Origin of the sequence: Prevotella sp. LCP21S3_D2, assembly GCF_052118345.1 — a bacterium.
Lineage (GTDB): Bacteria > Bacteroidota > Bacteroidia > Bacteroidales > Bacteroidaceae > Prevotella.
Genome location: NZ_JBQKHJ010000012.1, coordinates 44,516 through 62,468 on the forward strand (window position 1 = coordinate 44,516; position 17,953 = coordinate 62,468).

General features: G+C 45.6%; 12 protein-coding genes. 8 read left to right on the forward strand and 4 right to left on the reverse strand.

The window, feature by feature from the left end; all coding sequences use genetic code 11:
- The first annotated feature begins 56 nt into the window (after window positions 1-56).
- The 7 genes from ACTQ16_RS09405 to ACTQ16_RS09435 all read left to right on the forward strand — a co-directional run bounded on the left by ACTQ16_RS09405 (window position 57) and on the right by ACTQ16_RS09435 (window position 11,855).
- Window positions 57-1,145 carry a helix-turn-helix domain-containing protein gene (locus tag ACTQ16_RS09405; protein ID WP_441937158.1) on the forward strand — a complete coding sequence of 363 codons (1,089 nt, stop codon included), beginning with the start codon at window positions 57-59 and terminating at the stop codon, window positions 1,143-1,145.
- A 3-nt stretch (window positions 1,146-1,148) separates the two neighbouring features.
- Complete coding sequence (locus tag ACTQ16_RS09410) at window positions 1,149-1,667, forward strand: hypothetical protein (protein WP_441937160.1); 519 nt, start codon at window positions 1,149-1,151, stop codon at window positions 1,665-1,667.
- 154 nt (window positions 1,668-1,821) lie between these two features.
- Window positions 1,822-5,565, forward strand: coding sequence for a BREX-1 system adenine-specific DNA-methyltransferase PglX (gene pglX / locus ACTQ16_RS09415; protein ID WP_441937162.1), 3,744 nt, complete (start codon window positions 1,822-1,824; stop codon window positions 5,563-5,565).
- 21 nt (window positions 5,566-5,586) lie between these two features.
- A complete protein-coding gene (locus ACTQ16_RS09420) occupies window positions 5,587-7,788 on the forward strand; it encodes a PglZ domain-containing protein (RefSeq protein ID WP_441937163.1) in 2,202 nt (733 codons plus the stop codon).
- Between the two features lie 36 nt (window positions 7,789-7,824).
- Window positions 7,825-9,858 (forward strand): protease Lon-related BREX system protein BrxL, encoded by a 2,034-nt coding sequence (gene brxL / locus ACTQ16_RS09425; protein WP_441937164.1) that lies wholly within the window; start codon window positions 7,825-7,827, stop codon window positions 9,856-9,858.
- A gap of 23 nt (window positions 9,859-9,881) precedes the next feature.
- A complete protein-coding gene (locus tag ACTQ16_RS09430) occupies window positions 9,882-10,493 on the forward strand; it encodes an HAD family hydrolase (RefSeq protein ID WP_441937166.1) in 612 nt (203 codons plus the stop codon).
- A gap of 222 nt (window positions 10,494-10,715) precedes the next feature.
- Window positions 10,716-11,855, forward strand: coding sequence for a DUF418 domain-containing protein (locus ACTQ16_RS09435; protein ID WP_295345978.1), 1,140 nt, complete (start codon window positions 10,716-10,718; stop codon window positions 11,853-11,855).
- 61 nt (window positions 11,856-11,916) lie between these two features.
- Here the strand turns inward: ACTQ16_RS09435 and ACTQ16_RS09440 are convergent, their stop codons facing one another.
- The 4 genes from ACTQ16_RS09440 to ACTQ16_RS09455 all read right to left on the reverse strand — a co-directional run bounded on the left by ACTQ16_RS09440 (window position 11,917) and on the right by ACTQ16_RS09455 (window position 16,335).
- Window positions 11,917-13,077 carry a dicarboxylate/amino acid:cation symporter gene (locus ACTQ16_RS09440; protein ID WP_441937168.1) on the reverse strand — a complete coding sequence of 387 codons (1,161 nt, stop codon included), beginning with the start codon at window positions 13,075-13,077 and terminating at the stop codon, window positions 11,917-11,919.
- A gap of 202 nt (window positions 13,078-13,279) precedes the next feature.
- Window positions 13,280-14,071 carry a glucosamine-6-phosphate deaminase gene (gene nagB / locus ACTQ16_RS09445; protein WP_153122475.1) on the reverse strand — a complete coding sequence of 264 codons (792 nt, stop codon included), beginning with the start codon at window positions 14,069-14,071 and terminating at the stop codon, window positions 13,280-13,282.
- Window positions 14,072-14,112: 41 nt separating this feature from the next.
- Window positions 14,113-15,084: an ROK family protein gene (locus tag ACTQ16_RS09450; protein WP_420377616.1), complete on the reverse strand. Its 972-nt coding sequence runs from the start codon at window positions 15,082-15,084 to the stop codon at window positions 14,113-14,115.
- Between the two features lie 48 nt (window positions 15,085-15,132).
- Window positions 15,133-16,335 (reverse strand): ROK family transcriptional regulator, encoded by a 1,203-nt coding sequence (locus ACTQ16_RS09455; RefSeq protein WP_441937169.1) that lies wholly within the window; start codon window positions 16,333-16,335, stop codon window positions 15,133-15,135.
- A 358-nt stretch (window positions 16,336-16,693) separates the two neighbouring features.
- Between ACTQ16_RS09455 and ACTQ16_RS09460 the strand changes: the two genes are divergently transcribed.
- Window positions 16,694-17,929, forward strand: coding sequence for an MFS transporter (locus ACTQ16_RS09460; protein WP_441937171.1), 1,236 nt, complete (start codon window positions 16,694-16,696; stop codon window positions 17,927-17,929).
- The last annotated feature ends 24 nt before the right edge of the window (window positions 17,930-17,953 follow it).

Here is a 17,953-nt window from a genome sequence, read left to right on the forward strand (position 1 = left end):
TTGACATTAGGAAATATTTCGTACCTTTGTCAACAGAAATAGTTAAAGTTAGAAATATGTTGAACGAAATGGAAACTTTCGCTAAGCGATTACGTCAGGCGAGAGTAAAAGAAAAGATCTCTATGGAGGCTTTGAGCCGATTGCTAAATGGCTCAGTTTCCAAGCAGGCAATCTCAAAATACGAGGCTGCCAAGATGATGCCGTCCAGCACGATTCTCATAGCTTTGGCTGATGCACTTCGTGTGGATTTAGATTATTTCTTCCGTTCATTTGCATTTGATGTACAGGAAATGAAAGTTTCTTTTCGCAAAAAAGCGAGTGTTGGAACGAAAGATATCGAGGCATTAAAGGTGAATATCCAGGATGAAATCGAACGCTATCTTGAGATCGAAGAAATCTTGGGTGATGAAGGTGATTCTTTTGAAGGAATTCCTTGCGAACAAGTGTTGCTGAGCTATAATGATATGGTTAAGTATGCACAATTTGTTCGCAATAAGTGGCAGTTAGGTTCTGACCCTATCGCTAATGTACAGGATATGTTAGAGGCAAATGGGGTTAAGTTCATTACAACTGAAGGACCTGATGGGTTTGATGGCGTGAGTGGAATGATCAATGGGAAATTTCCTGTAATTGTCTTAAACAGTAAAATAGGTACGGCAGAGCGTAAGAGATTTACTGCATTGCATGAGCTTGGACATTTATTGTTTAATGATAAATTCTCAGAGAAATTAAGTACTCGCGAGATAGAAAATATGTGCAATGCTTTCGCAAATGAAATGTTGTTGCCTACATCTGTCATAACGAAAACGCTTGAAGGCAAAAATAAGATATCTCTAAATGAACTTATCTTTTTGCAGGAAACCTATGGCATATCTATAGATGCTATCATGTATAAACTCTTCCAGAAGGGCATTGTTACGGAGAAAAGATATAAGAGCTTCAGAATCCGTAAAAATGTGGAAAAGGAAACTTTTGGGAAAGATGTTGATAAAGAGCGTTTCCTCGAATTGCAGACGAAAAAGGTTTCTCGTTTCAAGGCAATGGTCTATAGTGCGCTGGCACAGCAATTGATTACGGCTTCTAAAGCTGCTTCTTTGCTGAAGTGTTCAGTTACTACTGTTCGTGATACCGTTAATGTAATATAGCCAATGGAGAAGATAGTCGTAAGTGATACAAATATATTCATAGACTTGATAAGCGTGGATTTGCTTACCGACTTCTTCAAGTTGCCTTGGGAAATCCATACAACAGACATGATAATTCATGAGTTGTTGATTGCCGAGCAGCAAGAGGCTATAAGAGTCTTTGAGGAGGAAGGAAGATTGCTTGTAAAAAAGCATTCTTCGAAAGAAATGGTTGAGCTGGCTGTTATGCGCATGGAAGCTTCAAAAATTTCTAATGCAAGCATTCAGGATTGCTCCGTGTGGAAACTGGCTAAAGATATGGGCTGTTCTCTTTTAACCGGAGATGGTAAACTCCGAAAAATTGTGCAGAAGGATGAAGTGGAAGTCCACGGAATTCTTTACCTGTTTGAAAAGTTATTAGAGCACGATATCATTGATAGTGAGACTGCCATTGAAAGGATGGAAGCTCTCAAGAATATTAATACTCGTTTGCCAAAAGATGAAATCGATAAGCGAATTCATAGTTGGAAGATGAAAAAATAAGGTTTAGACCTTAAATATTTTCTATGAAAGTGCGTGGAAACTAAAAGTTTCTGCGCACTTTTTTAAGTTTCTATCTTTTTCTTTGAATTATTTCCCATATTTTATGTATCTTTGTGCACTAAATAGATTTCGAAAAGTTTAAAATACAATAGATATGAAACTGATAGACCATGTTCTGAAAATTAGAGGCCTCATTCAGCAGGCCATTGACAATAGATTCTCTCGACTGGGATTGCAGGAGGAGGCAATGCCGGTGGAGACGCTGTCGGATGAGCAGCAGACTAAACGACGTGTGCTCGATACCATCATCGCTACCCACCAGGCTGCGATGGGCAATTATGCTGAGGCTCGAAAGGAGGCTATCAAGGAATGTGTCTTTACACTCTTCAACCGACTGGCGGCTGTGAAGGTGATGGAAGACCGTGAACTCTTTCCTGAGGTGATTCGCCGACGTGCAGAACATGGCAATCTGTCTTATTCGCACAAGATGTGGCTCGAAGAGCACCCTGAGGAGAGATCTGCTGAACGAATGGGACTGAAAAACTTCCTGAGAGATAAGTTTGCTGAACTCTTCGATGATTTCGGTATTCCGCTCTTTAAGGCAGACCATCCTTACGCTATTCTGCCTACTGCCGATGAACTCGACGAGATTATCACGGCTTTCAACAGTATTGAACTGGATGAGCAGTGCGGCGAGGATATCTGGAAGGGGGATGATATCCTGGGCTGGATGTATGAGAACTTCAATGCCATAGAAAAGGTGCAGCTCAAGGAGAGTGGAGAGAAAATAGAATATGATAAGGTTTTTCTCCAGAGTCAGATATATACTCCTCAGTGGGTAGTCAAGTTCCTGGTAGATAATACTCTGGGCAAGCAATATCTGGAGATGTATCCTGACAGCCGCTTCATGATTGATGAGGAAACCGGCAAGACCAAGTATCTGATAGCCAATGCGCCGAAGCAGCAGGTGCGCCATCCTAAGGAGAATGGGGTGCTCGATATCAAACTTATCGACCCTGCCTGCGGTAGTGGTAACTTTCTTATTTATGCCTTCTCCGTGTTCTATGATATGTATGTAGATCAGATGGAGAACTATGGTGCCGACTTCAGTCGCCGTGATATTCCGAAGCTCATCGTAGAGCACAATCTCTATGGTGTAGATTTGGACGAGCGTGCCGTGCAGATTACCCAGATAGCCCTGTTTATCAAGGCGATGCAGCTGAAGGGGCGTCGTGGCAAGATGCCTACTTATTGCAATGTGGTGTCTTCTCATTTCTCCTTGCCTGATTATGAGACGATTGAGGCTACATTTGAAATGGGCGATGCGCATTGGGATGAAAAGCAGCGAGAGGTGATTAAGGATATCTGGAATGACCTCTGCAATGCCCATAAGTTTGGATCGTTGCTCCGATTGAAGGAAAAGATTGAGGCGATGATGCCTAAGCAGGAGCGTAATCTTTTTAATGACTATCAGATTCATGATTTCTTCTCTTTCAAGAACCAGGCAATAGAAATGCTTCGCAAGCAGGTGCAACTGTGGGGTGGAGAGGGCAGCAATGCCTATAGCCTTTCATTGGTGAATGACGCCATGACTTTCCTGGATATTCTTACCACGTCTTTCGATGTGGCAGTGGCGAATCCGCCATATACGGATAGCAGCGACTTTGGTCCAGAACTGAAGGCTTTTGCTGAGGCTAACTATAAGAAGCCGATGAAGTTCAACATCAACCTCTATGCTTGCTTTATCAAGAGATGCTGCGAGTTGACGGATGAATTGGGTAAGGTGGGAATGATTCATCCTATGACGTTTATGTATATCAAAACGTTTGAGGATGTACGCAAGTTTATTCTTAACCAGACTCATATCAATCTCTTTGTAGAATATGGATTGAGTAATCTCTTTGGTAGCGTCATGGTGGATTCTGCTTTTTATGTTTTAGAGAAGGATAAGTCTGAAAAGAATGATTCACTTTTTGTCTCTCTTGACCAATATACAAGAACTCCGCAAGAAAAGTTTAAGAAGCAATATTGCTTAGAAGCGTTGTCTGATATCGTCGTATGCAATGAGAACAAGCATGTCTATCTCCTTCCACAAGATAAGTTGAAGGCTATCAAGTCATGGCCTTTTATCTATTGGATTTCTGATGAGTTTAGAGAGAAATTTGGAAGTGATGATTTAGAGACTTTTGCGAAGAATTCTCAGGGTATGTCAGTTTCTAATAAGGAAAAGTATCAAAGGTTCTATTGGGAGGTTTCACCTAAAGATATTTGTGAAATTAAGGGTGATGGAAAGAGATGGGTATTTTTCTCAAAAGGCGGTCCATTTAATAAATGGTATGGAAACAACTGGTTAGTTGTTGATTGGGGCAATGATGGTTATGATTTGAAACATTTTCCAAAAGCTGCTATAAGAAATCAAGCTTATTATTTTATAGAAGGAATCACATATAGTAGTTCTGGGTCTAAAGGAACATCGTTTAGATATCTACCAGATAACTACTTGTTTAGTGGTGGAGGTCCGTCTATAACAGTAAAGACTTCTTGTTCTATTTCTTGGAAATATGTTTGTGCTGTATTAAATAGTAATATAACAAATTATATGTTAGGATGTCTAAATCCTACAGTTAATACAACTCAAGGGGATTTGAATCGTATTCCATTTGTTATACCAGAGAAAGAAGTTGAAGATGTTATAAATAAAATAGTATCATCAAATATTAATATCAAAAAGCATCTTTGCACCTATTCTGTCGTAGAGCAGAACTACTCTCACTCACCAATCACTCCAGCCTCATCCCCAGAGTCTGAGCTCACCCATTATTACAATTACGAGAATGCTCTCTTGACTCAGATTCTCTTAAACGAGGCAATCATCAACCGTATTGTCTTCGATGTCTATGAGTTGAGTGATCACGACCGCCAGATGGTATTGGATAAGGAAGGTATTCCTGTGGGTGACTTGAGCGTATCGCAGGTAGCCCTGGAGGCATACAAGGCTTGGCTGAAGGAAGAAAATACCGAGTTCCCAGCCTCAGCAGAAGTTTGGGAGCATCTGGATTCCCTTGCCATCGACAACGAACAGCCACAAATCTCTGATTTCGAAAAGCTCTATCAGAACAATTATGGCTGGGAAGAGTTCTGCAACAGCGACAACCATCGCATGAACCCTATTGAAGCATGGTATCAGTTCCGCCATGCCGGGGTGCTTCCGCCTCAGCGAACCCAAAGCCTCTGCTTTGAGCTGATAACCGACGTGATCCGTGCCATCCTGAAGAAAGATGACGATGGCGTCATCCCACTCTGTGAACGTATGGGTGAGGAGCCATTGGATGTACGCATTGAGCAGGAACTGGTGGAGCGAGGTTATAGCGGGGCGCAAATCTCGCAGATAGAGCAGTTGCTCTGCATGAACTTGGGTACAGGCAAGAGTTTGAGAAAGTATCTGTATGAAAAATTCTTCCAGCAGCTCAGCGACCATCTCAACCTCTTTATGTATCTGCCAAAGACACCATTCATCTGGCATCTTACCAGTGGTGACCCGGCAAGCGGTCATTCTGCCATCGACCTCTATGTAAGCATCTACACCTGGAGCCGAGACACCCTCTTCCGCATCAAGAGCGTGTATCTCGCCAACCGGGAGAGCGGTCTTTCCGACCGCCTTGCCGCCATCGACCCAACCACGGCAAACGGCAAGATAGAGGCAGCCGAAATCAAGGAACAGCTGCAGGAACTACATCAGTTTGCCGACAAGATAGATGCCCTCCTTGCCAGCGGCTACGATCCGAAGCTCGACGACGGTGTGGGCAAGAACATAGCCCCACTGCAGAAAGCCGGCTTGCTGAGCTACGAGGTGCTCAATAGCGGACAGTTGAAGAAATATCTCAATGCAGATTGGTAAAACTAAAAAGAATAAATAACAATGATAGACAAATGGTTCATTGACGATATAAACAAGGCTGCGGCAGGAGAGGGACGAGTCGTAGTGACCGATGCCAGGAAAGAAGGAAAATTCCTCTTGAATTATCTTCCTTCTCAGTTTGTGCTGCTGCCTGTAGCCAGCTCTGACCTGGATGAAATCAAGGCGAAGTATGAGGCGGAGACTCATCATGCTGGCGAGAAAGTGGTGTTTTATACCCAGAGAAGCAAGGGAGAACTGACTTTCCTCCTCGAATATGCCGAGACGCAAGGTTGCATCGTGCTTGATGATATGGAAACTTACATCCGCAAGCATTTGTTTGATGCCATCCAGATCAATACGCAGTTGCCAAAGGCGGAATTGCTGGTGGCTGCCAAGTTGAGCAAGGGAAAAAGCCTGAACTGGTGGAAGGGCATAGCCATGGGGCTGAACAAGCCGATGGAAACCGACAAGCTCCTGATGGATTTGCTGGCCGCACCTGCATCTACAGCCAAGAACATGGACAAGGATGTATGGAAGATATTCACTGCCGAAGTCTTTGCTATGATAGGCAAACCGCAGACGGAACAACCTGCAGAGGTGCTGGCTCAAACCGTGATGGATGCCATCTTTGATGGTCTGGTCAGCAATCAGATTTCAGCCTCCCTGCTCTCCATCTATCACAGGTGTACCAGTAGGCATGATATGGATGCAATGATGGCAGACTACATCGCCCGATATACCAGGTTGAAGGAGGCTGATCCGCTGAAGGCTCATCCCGACCATCCATTTCTGGCATTAGACCATGCCCTGTTCAAGCGCCTGAGCCATGCCATAGAAAACGGAGAATTTCTGGCGGGCTATACCCAGTATATCGATGCCCGCATCCAGAGCAGACAGGCTGTAAGCTATAAGGCAGCCTGGCTCAAGGATGTAAAGACCATCGTAGAGTTCAAGAACGGAGAACTCTACAAGGTGGCATCCCTGCAGGATTTCGCCACGTATTACCGTGCTCATTTTGCGATACTTGATACGGCTGTGCGCCATCTCTATGCAGCTTGGCTGCACGATGAGAAATGGCTGCGCCCTTTCCAGTATCTCTATGAGCAGGCAGAAAAGGAACTCCTGGATAAATGGTTTGCTTTGGCAAAGGATTACCAGCCTTCGCAGCAAGGATTACTGAAGGAGAAATTATCGGGTAAGGGCAGAATCGCCATCCTGGTATGCGACGGCCTGCGACTGGAAATCGCCGAAACCATCTATCAGCAAGCCAAATCGAAGAAGTCTAACGACTATGCCTTCGCCATGCTCCCATCCGTTACGGAAAACGGCATGAGTGCCTTGTTTGGCTGTGAAGGCGTGGAACTGTCGGCACAGACCCGCTATGGCCATCTCAAGACTCAGGTGCCTGATGTTGAGGTGATACAGGCAGACAAACTGAACAGTAGCATCACCGCCCAGCATCTTGTATTGATGTATGGTGATATAGACCAGGTGGGCGAGAAGAAGCAGTTGGCGGCATTGAAGGACATCAATAATTATGAGAAGGAGATAGCCGAAAAAATAGAGAACCTGCTGGATATGGGATATGCCAAGGTGTATGTAACAGCCGACCACGGCTTCGTTATTACGGGCATCCTGGATGAGGCTGACAAGATTCCAGCTCCGCATGGTGACATCCAGAAACTGGATGAGCGATTCTGTCTGGCTAACGATCAGCTGACTCCTTCTTCCGTAAATCTGATAGCCCGACAGGATGATTTCTGCGGATCAGCCTATCAGTATTATGCACAGACCGACAAGCCGTTTGTAACCAAGGGAGCTTACGGCTATGCACATGGTGGCTTTACACCGCAGGAATGCATCATTCCTATCTATGAGTTTGGCAAGGATGCTGGTGTTGAGGCGCTGCAGGTGAATATCGCCAACAAGAAGGAACTGCAGCATGTGGCTGGTCAATACTTCAAGTTGAAGATTCAGGCAGAATCATCTTCTGATGTCTTCAAGCAGGAGCGCCGCATCGAACTGCATCTCTATGAAGGAAGCCAGCAAAAATCGACACAGATTGTTACCATCAAACCGGGGCAACTGCTTGACAATAATGAATTTGAAATGCCATCATCAGGAAACATAAAGGTGGTTCTGGTAGATGCAGCCACCAAGGAGCAGATTGATTTCTGCGAGGTGAAGTCGGCATCATCAAGAGACCTGGATGACTTGTTTTAAAACGTTGCCTGTAAAAGGGCAAAAACATGATAGACAATGATAGAATTAGATAGAAAACTCCTGGATTTGTTCCAAGGCTTTGTGGTAAGAAAAGACATCGTCCGTGCCGTGAAGGTGGGAGCCAACGTACCTGTATTCGTATTGGAATACCTGCTTGCCAACAGTTGCAGTACCGACGATGAGGAAAAAATCAGGGAGGGAGTGGAGAGCGTGAAACGTGTGCTCCAGAAACATTATGTGAATCCGGATGAGGCGAATGTGGTTCAGTCGAAAATCAAGGAGGAAGGTTCCTACAAGGTGATTGACAAGATTTCCGTCCGTCTGGATGCATCGAAAGATAAATATTGGGCAGAACTTTCTAACCTCAATATCCGTGAGGCGAATATCGACGAGAGTCTGGTTATCCAGCACGAGAAGATGATGATGGGTGGCATCTGGGCTATCATCGACATCGACTATGATTCGAGCATGATGATAGGCAACAAGATTTATCCTTTCGTGGTATCCAAGATTCGTCCTATCCAGCTTTCTAATTTCAGCCTCGACCGCATTGTGGAAGCCCGCAGGGAATTTACCAACGAAGAGTGGCTGAACGTGCTGTTGAGAAGTGGAGGCTATGAACCGGAATCGGAGGGAATGACGGAGCGCATGAAGATGCTTCTGCTTTCTCGCTTTATCCCTTTGGTGGAGCCCAATTTCAATATGGCGGAACTGGGTCCACGCAGTTCGGGTAAATCTTTCGTGTTTAAGGAGTTGTCTCCTTATTCCATGCTGGTGAGTGGCGGACAGGGTACTGCTGCCTCTCTGTTTGTGAACAACAGCAATGGTCAGATTGGTGCCATGGGCAAATGGGATGCGGTCTGTTTCGATGAATCTACCGATGAACTGTTTAAGGATAGGGAAGTGGTGCCGCTGATGAAAGACTACATGGAGAGTGGATCGTTCTCGCGTGCCGGTAAGAGTGGCGAGAAATCGGCCAATGCCTCCATCATTCTGAATGGTAACATCAACCAGCCAGTGGAGACGGTGTTGCAGACGAGCCATCTGTTTAGTCCTTTCTCAGACAAGATCAGCGATGATACGGCCTTTCTGGACCGTATCGGTTTCTTCCTGCCGGGATGGGAAATCATGAAGTTTGCTCCAGCCAATTTCACCAACCATATCGGTTTCAGTACCGATTTTTTCAGCGAAATGCTGCATCATCTGCGTAAGGACAACTATACCAATGCGCTGGACGATTATTTCACCTTGGGTTCACAGCTGAGACAGCGTGATACCAAACCGGTGAGAAAGACGGTGTCTGCCCTTATCAAGCTGATGCACCCAGATGGCAACTTCACCAAGGAAGACATCAGCAAGTATCTTAGCTGGGCGATAGAGATGCGCCGAAGAGTAAAGGAACAGTTGAAGCGCATCGGTGGCATGGAGTTTTGGGATACCAATTTCTCTTATATAGACAAGGAGACCCAGGAGGAAACCTTTGTTTCCGTGCCGGAGGAACGTGGCAGCAACCTGATAGAAGATGCACCTTTGGCTCCAGGCACCTGCTATACGGCAACCAGCGATGGCGACAAGGTATCGCTGATTAAGGTTGAGGTGATCACCATGCAGGGCAATGGCAAGTTGGCGGTGAGCGGCACTTCTTCTGCTGAGGTGAAGGAAGACATCCGCAACACCTATAACTATATCCGTGCCAACGAGAGCAGTATTCTCTCGCAGAAACATTCGCTGATGCGGCTGGATGTAACGGTGCAGGTGACGGCATTGCTGGGAACCACGCAGGTGGGCGGTATCGGCTCGGCAGTATTTGCCGCCATCGTATCATCGGTATTTGGCAGAAACCTGAAGCCTGCGCTGGGCATCATCGGTAACATTTCTATTGGTGGAGCGATAGTCAGGGCTACCAATTTCTCTGATAGGGTATCATTACTATCAGAGAATGGAGCCAAGACGGTGCTGGTTCCGATGGATAATCTACAGGAAATGGCCACCCTTCCTGCCACGATTTTGGGTAAGACGGATGTGCCTTTCTATGCCAATGCACAGATGATTATTCAGAAAATCATATAAAAATAGAATAAAAGATATAGATTATGCAATACAAGAATATCATATTCGATTTAGGTAATGTCTTGGTGAAACTCAATCCGGAAGGATGCATCGGGGCTTTCAAGGCGATAGGAATGGGGGAGTTGGCTAATCCGAATCCTCAGAGTGAGGGGATGAAGCTGATGAGCAAACTGGGTGTGGGAATGATTACCACCGAAGCGTTCTGCGATGCAGCCCGCGAGTTGACTGGGACTGATGTGACGAATGAAGAAATCATCGATGCTGCCAACAAGATGCTGGTGGAGATTCCTGATGAGAAAAAGGAACGACTCCTGCAGTTGAAGAAGGCTGGCTATCGTCTCTTCCTCCTGAGTAATACCATTGATGTGCATTGGGATTATTGCGTGGAGCATCTCTTCCCTTATCAGAACTATGGGGTAGAGGATTATTTCGAGCACTGTTTCCTCTCTCAGCGAATGCATCTTGCAAAACCTGATGCCCACATCTATGAGGAGGTAATCAGGCAGGCGAACATCCATCCCGACGAAACCCTTTTCATCGATGATCTGAAGGAAAACTGCGAGGCTGCCGAGAAGCTGGGCATCCATACCTTCCAGAACGTGAAGTTTGATGATTGGCTTGCACTTCGGTTCTGACGGATATGTCAGAATCGAAGCTTTTATTCGTTAAATAATTTTGTGTTAATTTGCATTTTTTCTGATGAATAATCGCAAGAACTCCACACTTTTTCTAACGAATAATCAACAAATTCCCACACTTTTTCTGACGAATAACTTAGGAAAAGGCTGATTTATTCGCTTTTTCCAACAAAATGTTATACCTTTGTGGGCTAATAATAACTAACTTACAAAATCGAAATGAATTTTTACAAGACATTAGGATTGAAAAACAGCCGTATTGACGTGGCTGATGCCTTGCGAGGATTGGCAGTGGCTGGTATTATTCTCTATCACTCCGTGGAGCATTTCAATATGTATGACGGAAGTATAGCGCATGCTTATACGTTGGGGTGTGATGATTGGATGGCAGATGTGCTGGCATTGCTGCTGTCGGGAAAGATGTATGGCATTTTTGCCCTGCTTTTCGGATTGAGTTTCTTCATCATGAACGATAACCAGCAGCAGCGAGGAAATTGCTTTTCGGGTAGATTCGCCTGGCGAATGTTCCTCCTGGCAATGCTCGGTATTGTGAACACCGCCTTTTTCGATGGCGACATTCTCTTCTCTTATGCCATCTATGGTCTGGTTCTCATCCCATTGAGCTATCTTCCTACCAAATGGCTCTGGTGGGTGGTTGCCTTCCTCTTTATCCAACCGATAGAAATCTATTCCCTCATTACCGGATGGCAGGTAGATGCATCGGCATTGGGAGAGGTGTATGGAAATATGTATCATGGTCATCAGCACGGCAGTTTCCTGGAGAATGCCTATGGAAACCTGCGATACGGACAGGTGGCTACCTATTACTGGTGCATGATGAAGGGAAGACATACGCAGACCATCTGCCTCTTCATACTCGGAATGCTGGTGGGAAGAAAGCGTTGGTTCTACAATGAGAACAACAACCTGGCTTTGTGGAAAAAGGTGCTGGCGGTTTCCATCCTGGTATTGATTGTGGGAGGCATCGCTGATGTGCGCCATATGGAAACATGGAACAGTTGGCTTTATCCTATCTACAACTTCTTCATCCTCTCGTTTGTAGTTTCAGGTTTCGTATTGCTGTGGTACGGTAAGGAATGGTTCAGAAAGGGATTGTCGTTCCTGCGCCAGTTTGGTAAGATGAGTCTGACCAACTACTTCCTCCAGTCTATCATCGGTTGCGGACTGTTTGCCTATTATGGTTTCAATCTTCAGACGAAGCTCGGCATCACCTACGCCTTCTTTGTGGGCATCGCCATGGTGGTAGTACAATGTCTGTTCTCTAACCTCTGGCTCAAGTATCACTCCCACGGTCCTTTCGAGGGAATATGGAAGAAGCTGACCTGGATTAAATTCTAAGTTTTCAAGATGATAAAATAAAAAAGGTGTGTCATGGACTAATGACACACCTTTTTATTTTTTATTGATCCTTTCTGAATATCTTATCCACAACTACGGCAATGGCACCATCGCCCGTTACATTGCAGGCGGTGCCGAAACTGTCCATCGCAATATAGAGGGCTATCATAAGCGCCTGCATATCAGCATTGAAACCCAAAACAGAGGCTAGCGGACCGAGCGCTGCCATCACGGCTCCTCCCGGAACTCCCGGAGCAGCTACCATGCAGATGGCGAGCACGAAGATGAAATTGAGAAAGAGAGGGAGATTGCACGGCATACCATTGATGAGACAGATGGTTAGCGCACAGCAGGTAATCTTCATCATTGAACCCGAGAGATGGATGGTGGCACAGAGCGGAATGGTGAATCCGGCAATGCCATCGGTGACACCGTTTTTCAAGGTCTGCTTCAATGTTACCGGGATAGTGGCTGCCGATGAGGAGGTGCCCAGTGCTGTGAAGTAGGCTGGTAACATATTGAGCAGCAGCTTGAACGGATTCTTATGGGTCAAGCCGCCTGCCAACAGGTATTCGTAAAGTAATATCACGATATGGAGCACGAGAATCACGAGGATAATCTGAGCGAAGACGAGCAGAATATGGTATGCTTCGCCCGAGAAAGTCATGCCCAGGAAAATGCCGAAGATGTAAAGGGGGAGGAGGGGGATGATGACTTTGGCGATGACACCGGAAACGATTTCCTTGAATTCCTGGAATATCTTTTGCATGGTGCGGCTGCCTTTATGGGCAATGCCCAGTCCGGCGATGAACGAGAATACGAGGGCACTCATCACATCTACCATGGCAGGTATCTTGATTTCGAAGAAGGGTTTGAGTTCTTCCACTTTGTCTACTGCCACATGGGCCGAGTTGGCAATCATGTGTGGAAAGAGAGCAGAGCCTGTGCCATAGGCTAGTAGACCTGCCAGGATGGTATCGGCAAAGGCGATGCCCACGGTGGCAAGGAGGAGTTTTCCGGCTCCATGTCCGATATCGGCAATGGCTGGTGTTACGAGACCGATGATAATGAGCGGTATCATGAAGCCAAGAAACTGGCTGAAGATTCCGTTGAAGGTGAGAAACGCTCTGACGGCTGCTTCATTGAAGAAATTGCCGAAGACTACGCCCAGCAGGATGGCAATGATGATTCTTGCCAATAGTGGCATTTTGATTCTTTTCATATCCGTAGTTTTGCTTTTTTGTTTGCAAAGGTACGGCTTTTCTTACTATTTTCCAAGCTTTTGCTCAATAAAAAGCCTATCTCAATAAAAAACATCTCAAAGAAAAAGCTCTTCTCAACAAAAAACGCCCTCCTGCCTCTCAGCAGAAGGACGCCAACCTTTTTTTCTTGTACAATGTATGAATTCAGATACTATCTGTTTTTTACAGATTGTCTTTCTCGATATCCTTGAAGTACTTGTAAGTACTAACCTTCAATTCGTCGGTAGCGCTCTCATCGCAAACGATGATGCCGTGCTTGTGAGTCTGCAAAGCACTGATAGTCCAAGCCTGGGTAACAGGACCCTCGATAGCAGCCTGGAGAGCACGTGCCTTGCTGTGGCCGTTGCAGAGAATCATCACTTCCTTTGCAGCCATAACAGTGCCAACACCTACGGTGAGCGCTGTGCTAGGAACCTTGTTCATATCGCCGTCGAAGAAACGGGAGTTAGCGATACGGGTATCAGTTGTCAAAGTCTTCACACGGGTAAGAGAGTTGAGTGAAGAGAAAGGCTCGTTGAAAGCGATGTGGCCATCAGGACCGATACCTCCGATGAAAAGGTCGATGCCGCCAGCCTCAGCAATCATCTGCTCATAGTGTGCACACTCTTCCTCCAGGTTCTCAGCGTTGCCGTTCAGGATATGGATGTTCTCCTTAGGGCAGTCGATGTGATCGAAGAGGTTGCGAGCCATAAATGAATGGTAGCTCTCTGGGTGAGACTCTGGAAGACCTACGTATTCGTCCATGTTGAAGGTGAGTACATGCTTGAAAGAAACTTCGCCAGCCTTGACAGCCTTGACGATTTCAGCATACATACCCATTGGTGAAGAACCTGTAGGCAAACCCAATACGAATGGTTTCTCTGCTGTTGGGTGGAAAGCCTTGATAGTCTCCACAACGTGACGAGCTGCCCAACGTGACAACTCATCGTAATTCTTTTCGATAATTACGCGCATAATTGCAAAATGTTTTTTGGTTGTTTTTATTTAAATGTTGATTATATTTCCCAAGCCATGGCTGATGCTCCCAAGACGGCAGCCGATGCACCCTTCAGTCCGCTGATAAGGAACTTAGCCTTACCCTGATACAGACTTAGTACGTGCTTTTCGTATGCTTCCTTGATAGGATTCATCAGCAGGTCGCCTGCATTAGCCAGACCTCCGAAGAAGATGAATGCTTCAGGGCTGAGTACGGTAGCAACATTGGCACATGCCTCACCGATCATTTCACCGGTCTGTTTGAAAATCTGCAGAGCGAGCTCGTCCTGCTTCATAGCCTCATTGTAGATATCCAGAGAGGTAAGCTTGTCAAGAGGAATGTTCTTAAGGCTGGAAGTTGTGTCAGGATTGTTGGCAAGCATTTCCTTGGCTGTTCTTACCACTCCTGTTGCAGAGCAGTATGTCTCCAGACATCCACTTCTTCCACATCCGCAAGGACGTCCGTTTACCGGTGTCACAATCATGTGACCCAATTCTCCTGCGAAGCCATCGCATCCGTAGAGCAACTGACCGTTGACAACAATGCCGGAGCCTACACCTGTACCCAGGGTGATTTCTACGAAGTTGTTCATGCCCTGTGCCACACCATACCATTTCTCGCCGAGCGCAGCAGCGTTGGCATCGTTGGTGAGAGCTACTGGAACACCGAGCTTATCCTCGAAGAGCTTTGCCAGAGGTACGATTCCCTTGCCCCAAACCAGGTTGGCTGCATTCTCTATCGTTCCTCGATAGTAGTTGGCGCTAGGAGCTCCTATTCCCATTGCCTTGATGTTCTCCATGCCACCTGTTTCTTCTACGATAGTCATCACTGCCTGGCATGAAGCAGCGACATACTCTTCTACTGTTGTATAGGCTTGTGTCTTGATAGAGGTAGATGCTTTGATTTCTCCGCTACTGTCAACGATGCCGAACACTGAATTCGTTCCACCCAGGTCGAGGGCGATAACAAACGGTTTCTCGTTTTGTTTCATCATGTTTAAATTGTGTAATGAATAGTTGAATAGTTATTTCTTTCTTTCTTAAGAATGTCCTTGTAATATTTTGCTTCTTGCCATGAGGCAGGCTCCTATCAGTCCTGCATGGTCTTTTAAGGCAGATGTTACGATTTGTGAGTCTTCACTAACCATATTGAGTGAGAATTTCTTGATACCCATGCAGATAGGCTGGGTAAGATAGTCACCGGTAACTGAGAGGTCGCCTCCGATGACGAGCATTTCCGGATTGAAGGTGTTGATGATTCCTGCGAGATTTGTTCCCAGCTCCACAGCCATTCTCTGCAGTGATTCGATGCTGAGCACGTCTTCCTTCTGGATGGCATCCAGTATGTCCTGGAGGGTGAGTTCCTGGTGCAGTTTCATCACCTTGTCGGTGAGCACGGAGGTTCCTCCTTCCTGCAGCTTCTGGTTCATCTTTCGGAGCAGTGCAGAGCCTGATGTTTCAGTTTCCATGCATCCTGTTTTTCCGCAGTGGCAGATGATGTCATTATTATATATGTGCATGTGACCGATTTCTCCCGAGAAGCCCGACTTGCCCTGGTACAGTTTGCCGTCGATGATGATTCCGATGCCGATGCCCCAGCTCACATTGACGAAGACTACGTTCTTGATTCCCTTGCAAACTCCCTTGAGACTTTCTCCGTATGTCATGCATCGGGTGTCGTTGTCAATACAGAAAGGAAGTCCGAGTTTTTCAGACATTGTCTCAGCCAAAGGTTTTCCCAGGCAGGAGAAGTAATTATAGGCACAGCCTATTTCCGGATTCACTCGTCCTCCAATGCTCATGCAGGCATTCTTGATCTGGCTTTTGTCAATGCCCGATTTTTCAACAAAGCTGTTGATGGATTTAATGAAGGTTTCGAAGCATTCCAAGTTGTCTTTATAGTCAATGTCAATCTTTACCGGGTCTGCAATCATATTGCCGCAGAAGTCGCAGATGCCGAAGGTGAGATTATCTTTTCCGGAATCTATTCCGAGAAAATATCCAGAGGTAGCGATAAGGTCGTATATCTTAGGCGCTCTCTTAGAATAGTTGTCTCTTTTGCCTGTCGTTTGCACCAACCCGATTTCGATGAGTTCGTTCAGTGTCTTGGTGGTATATGGAACGCTGACCCCCAAATTCTTGGAGAGCTCAGCAATAGTTTGCCCACCGTGTTCAATGAATTGGTTGAGGAGGGCAGACTTTGACGCAGACCATTTTTTATGATTGATGATGTCTTTTAACATATAGAGATCTCTTAATTAATTATTTTATGCTGCAAAGTTAAATAAATAAATTCGTTTTATTAATATTTCTAAGTTAATTAATCTAAATATTTAAAAGAAAATGATATTTTAGTCTTTTTCTTGCTGTTTTTACCTTGCTTCCGAGCTACTTTGGATTGATTTCCTGCCTTTTAATAGTTTTTGGATTACACAAGCTCTCTTTTTATATATATAATAAGGTATTATGTAGAAAAAGGATATAATAAATAATTAAACTAATTTATTTAATGATAATAATGAAAATAAGTTTATTGAAATTTGGCAGATAATTAATTTTGTTGTATATTTGCACCCGAATAACAAAACTAACAGTCGAGTAATGAAAAATAAAAAGTTTTATCCTTGGTTGGTTGTAGCTCTCCTTTGGGTAGTGGCTCTCCTCAACTATATGGACCGCCAGATGCTTTCCACCATGCAGGCGGAAATGAAGGCAGACATCGTGGAGTTGCAGCAAGCTGAAGCTTTTGGAGCTTTGATGGCAGTTTTTCTTTGGGTGTATGGTATCGTGAGTCCATTCGCCGGAATCGTGGCAGATAGAATCAGCCGTAAAAAATTAGTAGTAGGCAGCCTCTTCGTCTGGTCTCTTGTGACTTACCTGATGGGTTATGCTTCCAGTTTCAACCAGCTCTACATGCTCAGAGCTTTGATGGGTATCAGTGAAGCCCTCTACATTCCTTCTGCTTTGTCGCTGATTGCCGATTGGCATGAGGGCAAATCAAGATCTCTAGCCATCGGCGTTCACATGACAGGTTTGTATGTGGGTCAGGCTATCGGAGGATTTGGTGCTACAGTGGCTGCTGCCTTCTCTTGGCACACTACTTTCCACTGGTTCGGAATTCTCGGAATCGCTTATTCTGTAGTGTTGCTCCTTTTGTTGCATGATAAGGATAAGGATGCGGTGAATGTAGCTCCTGTGCAACAGGCAAAACCTGCCAAGGGTGGACTGTTCCAGGGTTTGTCGGTAGTATTTTCTACCTGGGCATTCTGGGTTATCCTCTTCTATTTTGCAGTACCTTCTCTCCCAGGTTGGGCAACCAAGAACTGGCTCCCTACCTTGTTTGCTGAGAATTTGGGCATCCCAATGTCGCAGGCGGGTCCGATGTCAACCATCACCATCGCCGTATCTTCATTGCATGGTGTACTTTTCGGAGGTGTGCTTTCAGACAAGTGGGTACAGAAGAACATCCGTGGCCGTGTCTATACCAGTGCCATCGGTTTGGGTATGACCATTCCTGCGCTCTTCCTCCTCGGCTTCGGTCACAGTCTGGTAGCCATCGTAGGAGCAGGCTTGCTCTTCGGTATCGGTTTCGGTATGTTTGATGCCAACAATATGCCAATCCTCTGCCAGATTATCTCGGCAAAGTACAGAGCCACAGCATACGGTATCATGAATATGGTGGGCGTATTTGCCGGAGCCATGGTTACACAGGTGATGGGTAAGTGCTCTGATGGCGGCAACCTGGGCTTTGCCTTCGCCGTACTCGGCATCGTGGTGATAGCTGCACTGACACTCCAGCTTGTCTGCCTGAAACCAAAGACAGATAATCTGGAATAAATCGAAAGCATCTGCCAACGGCAG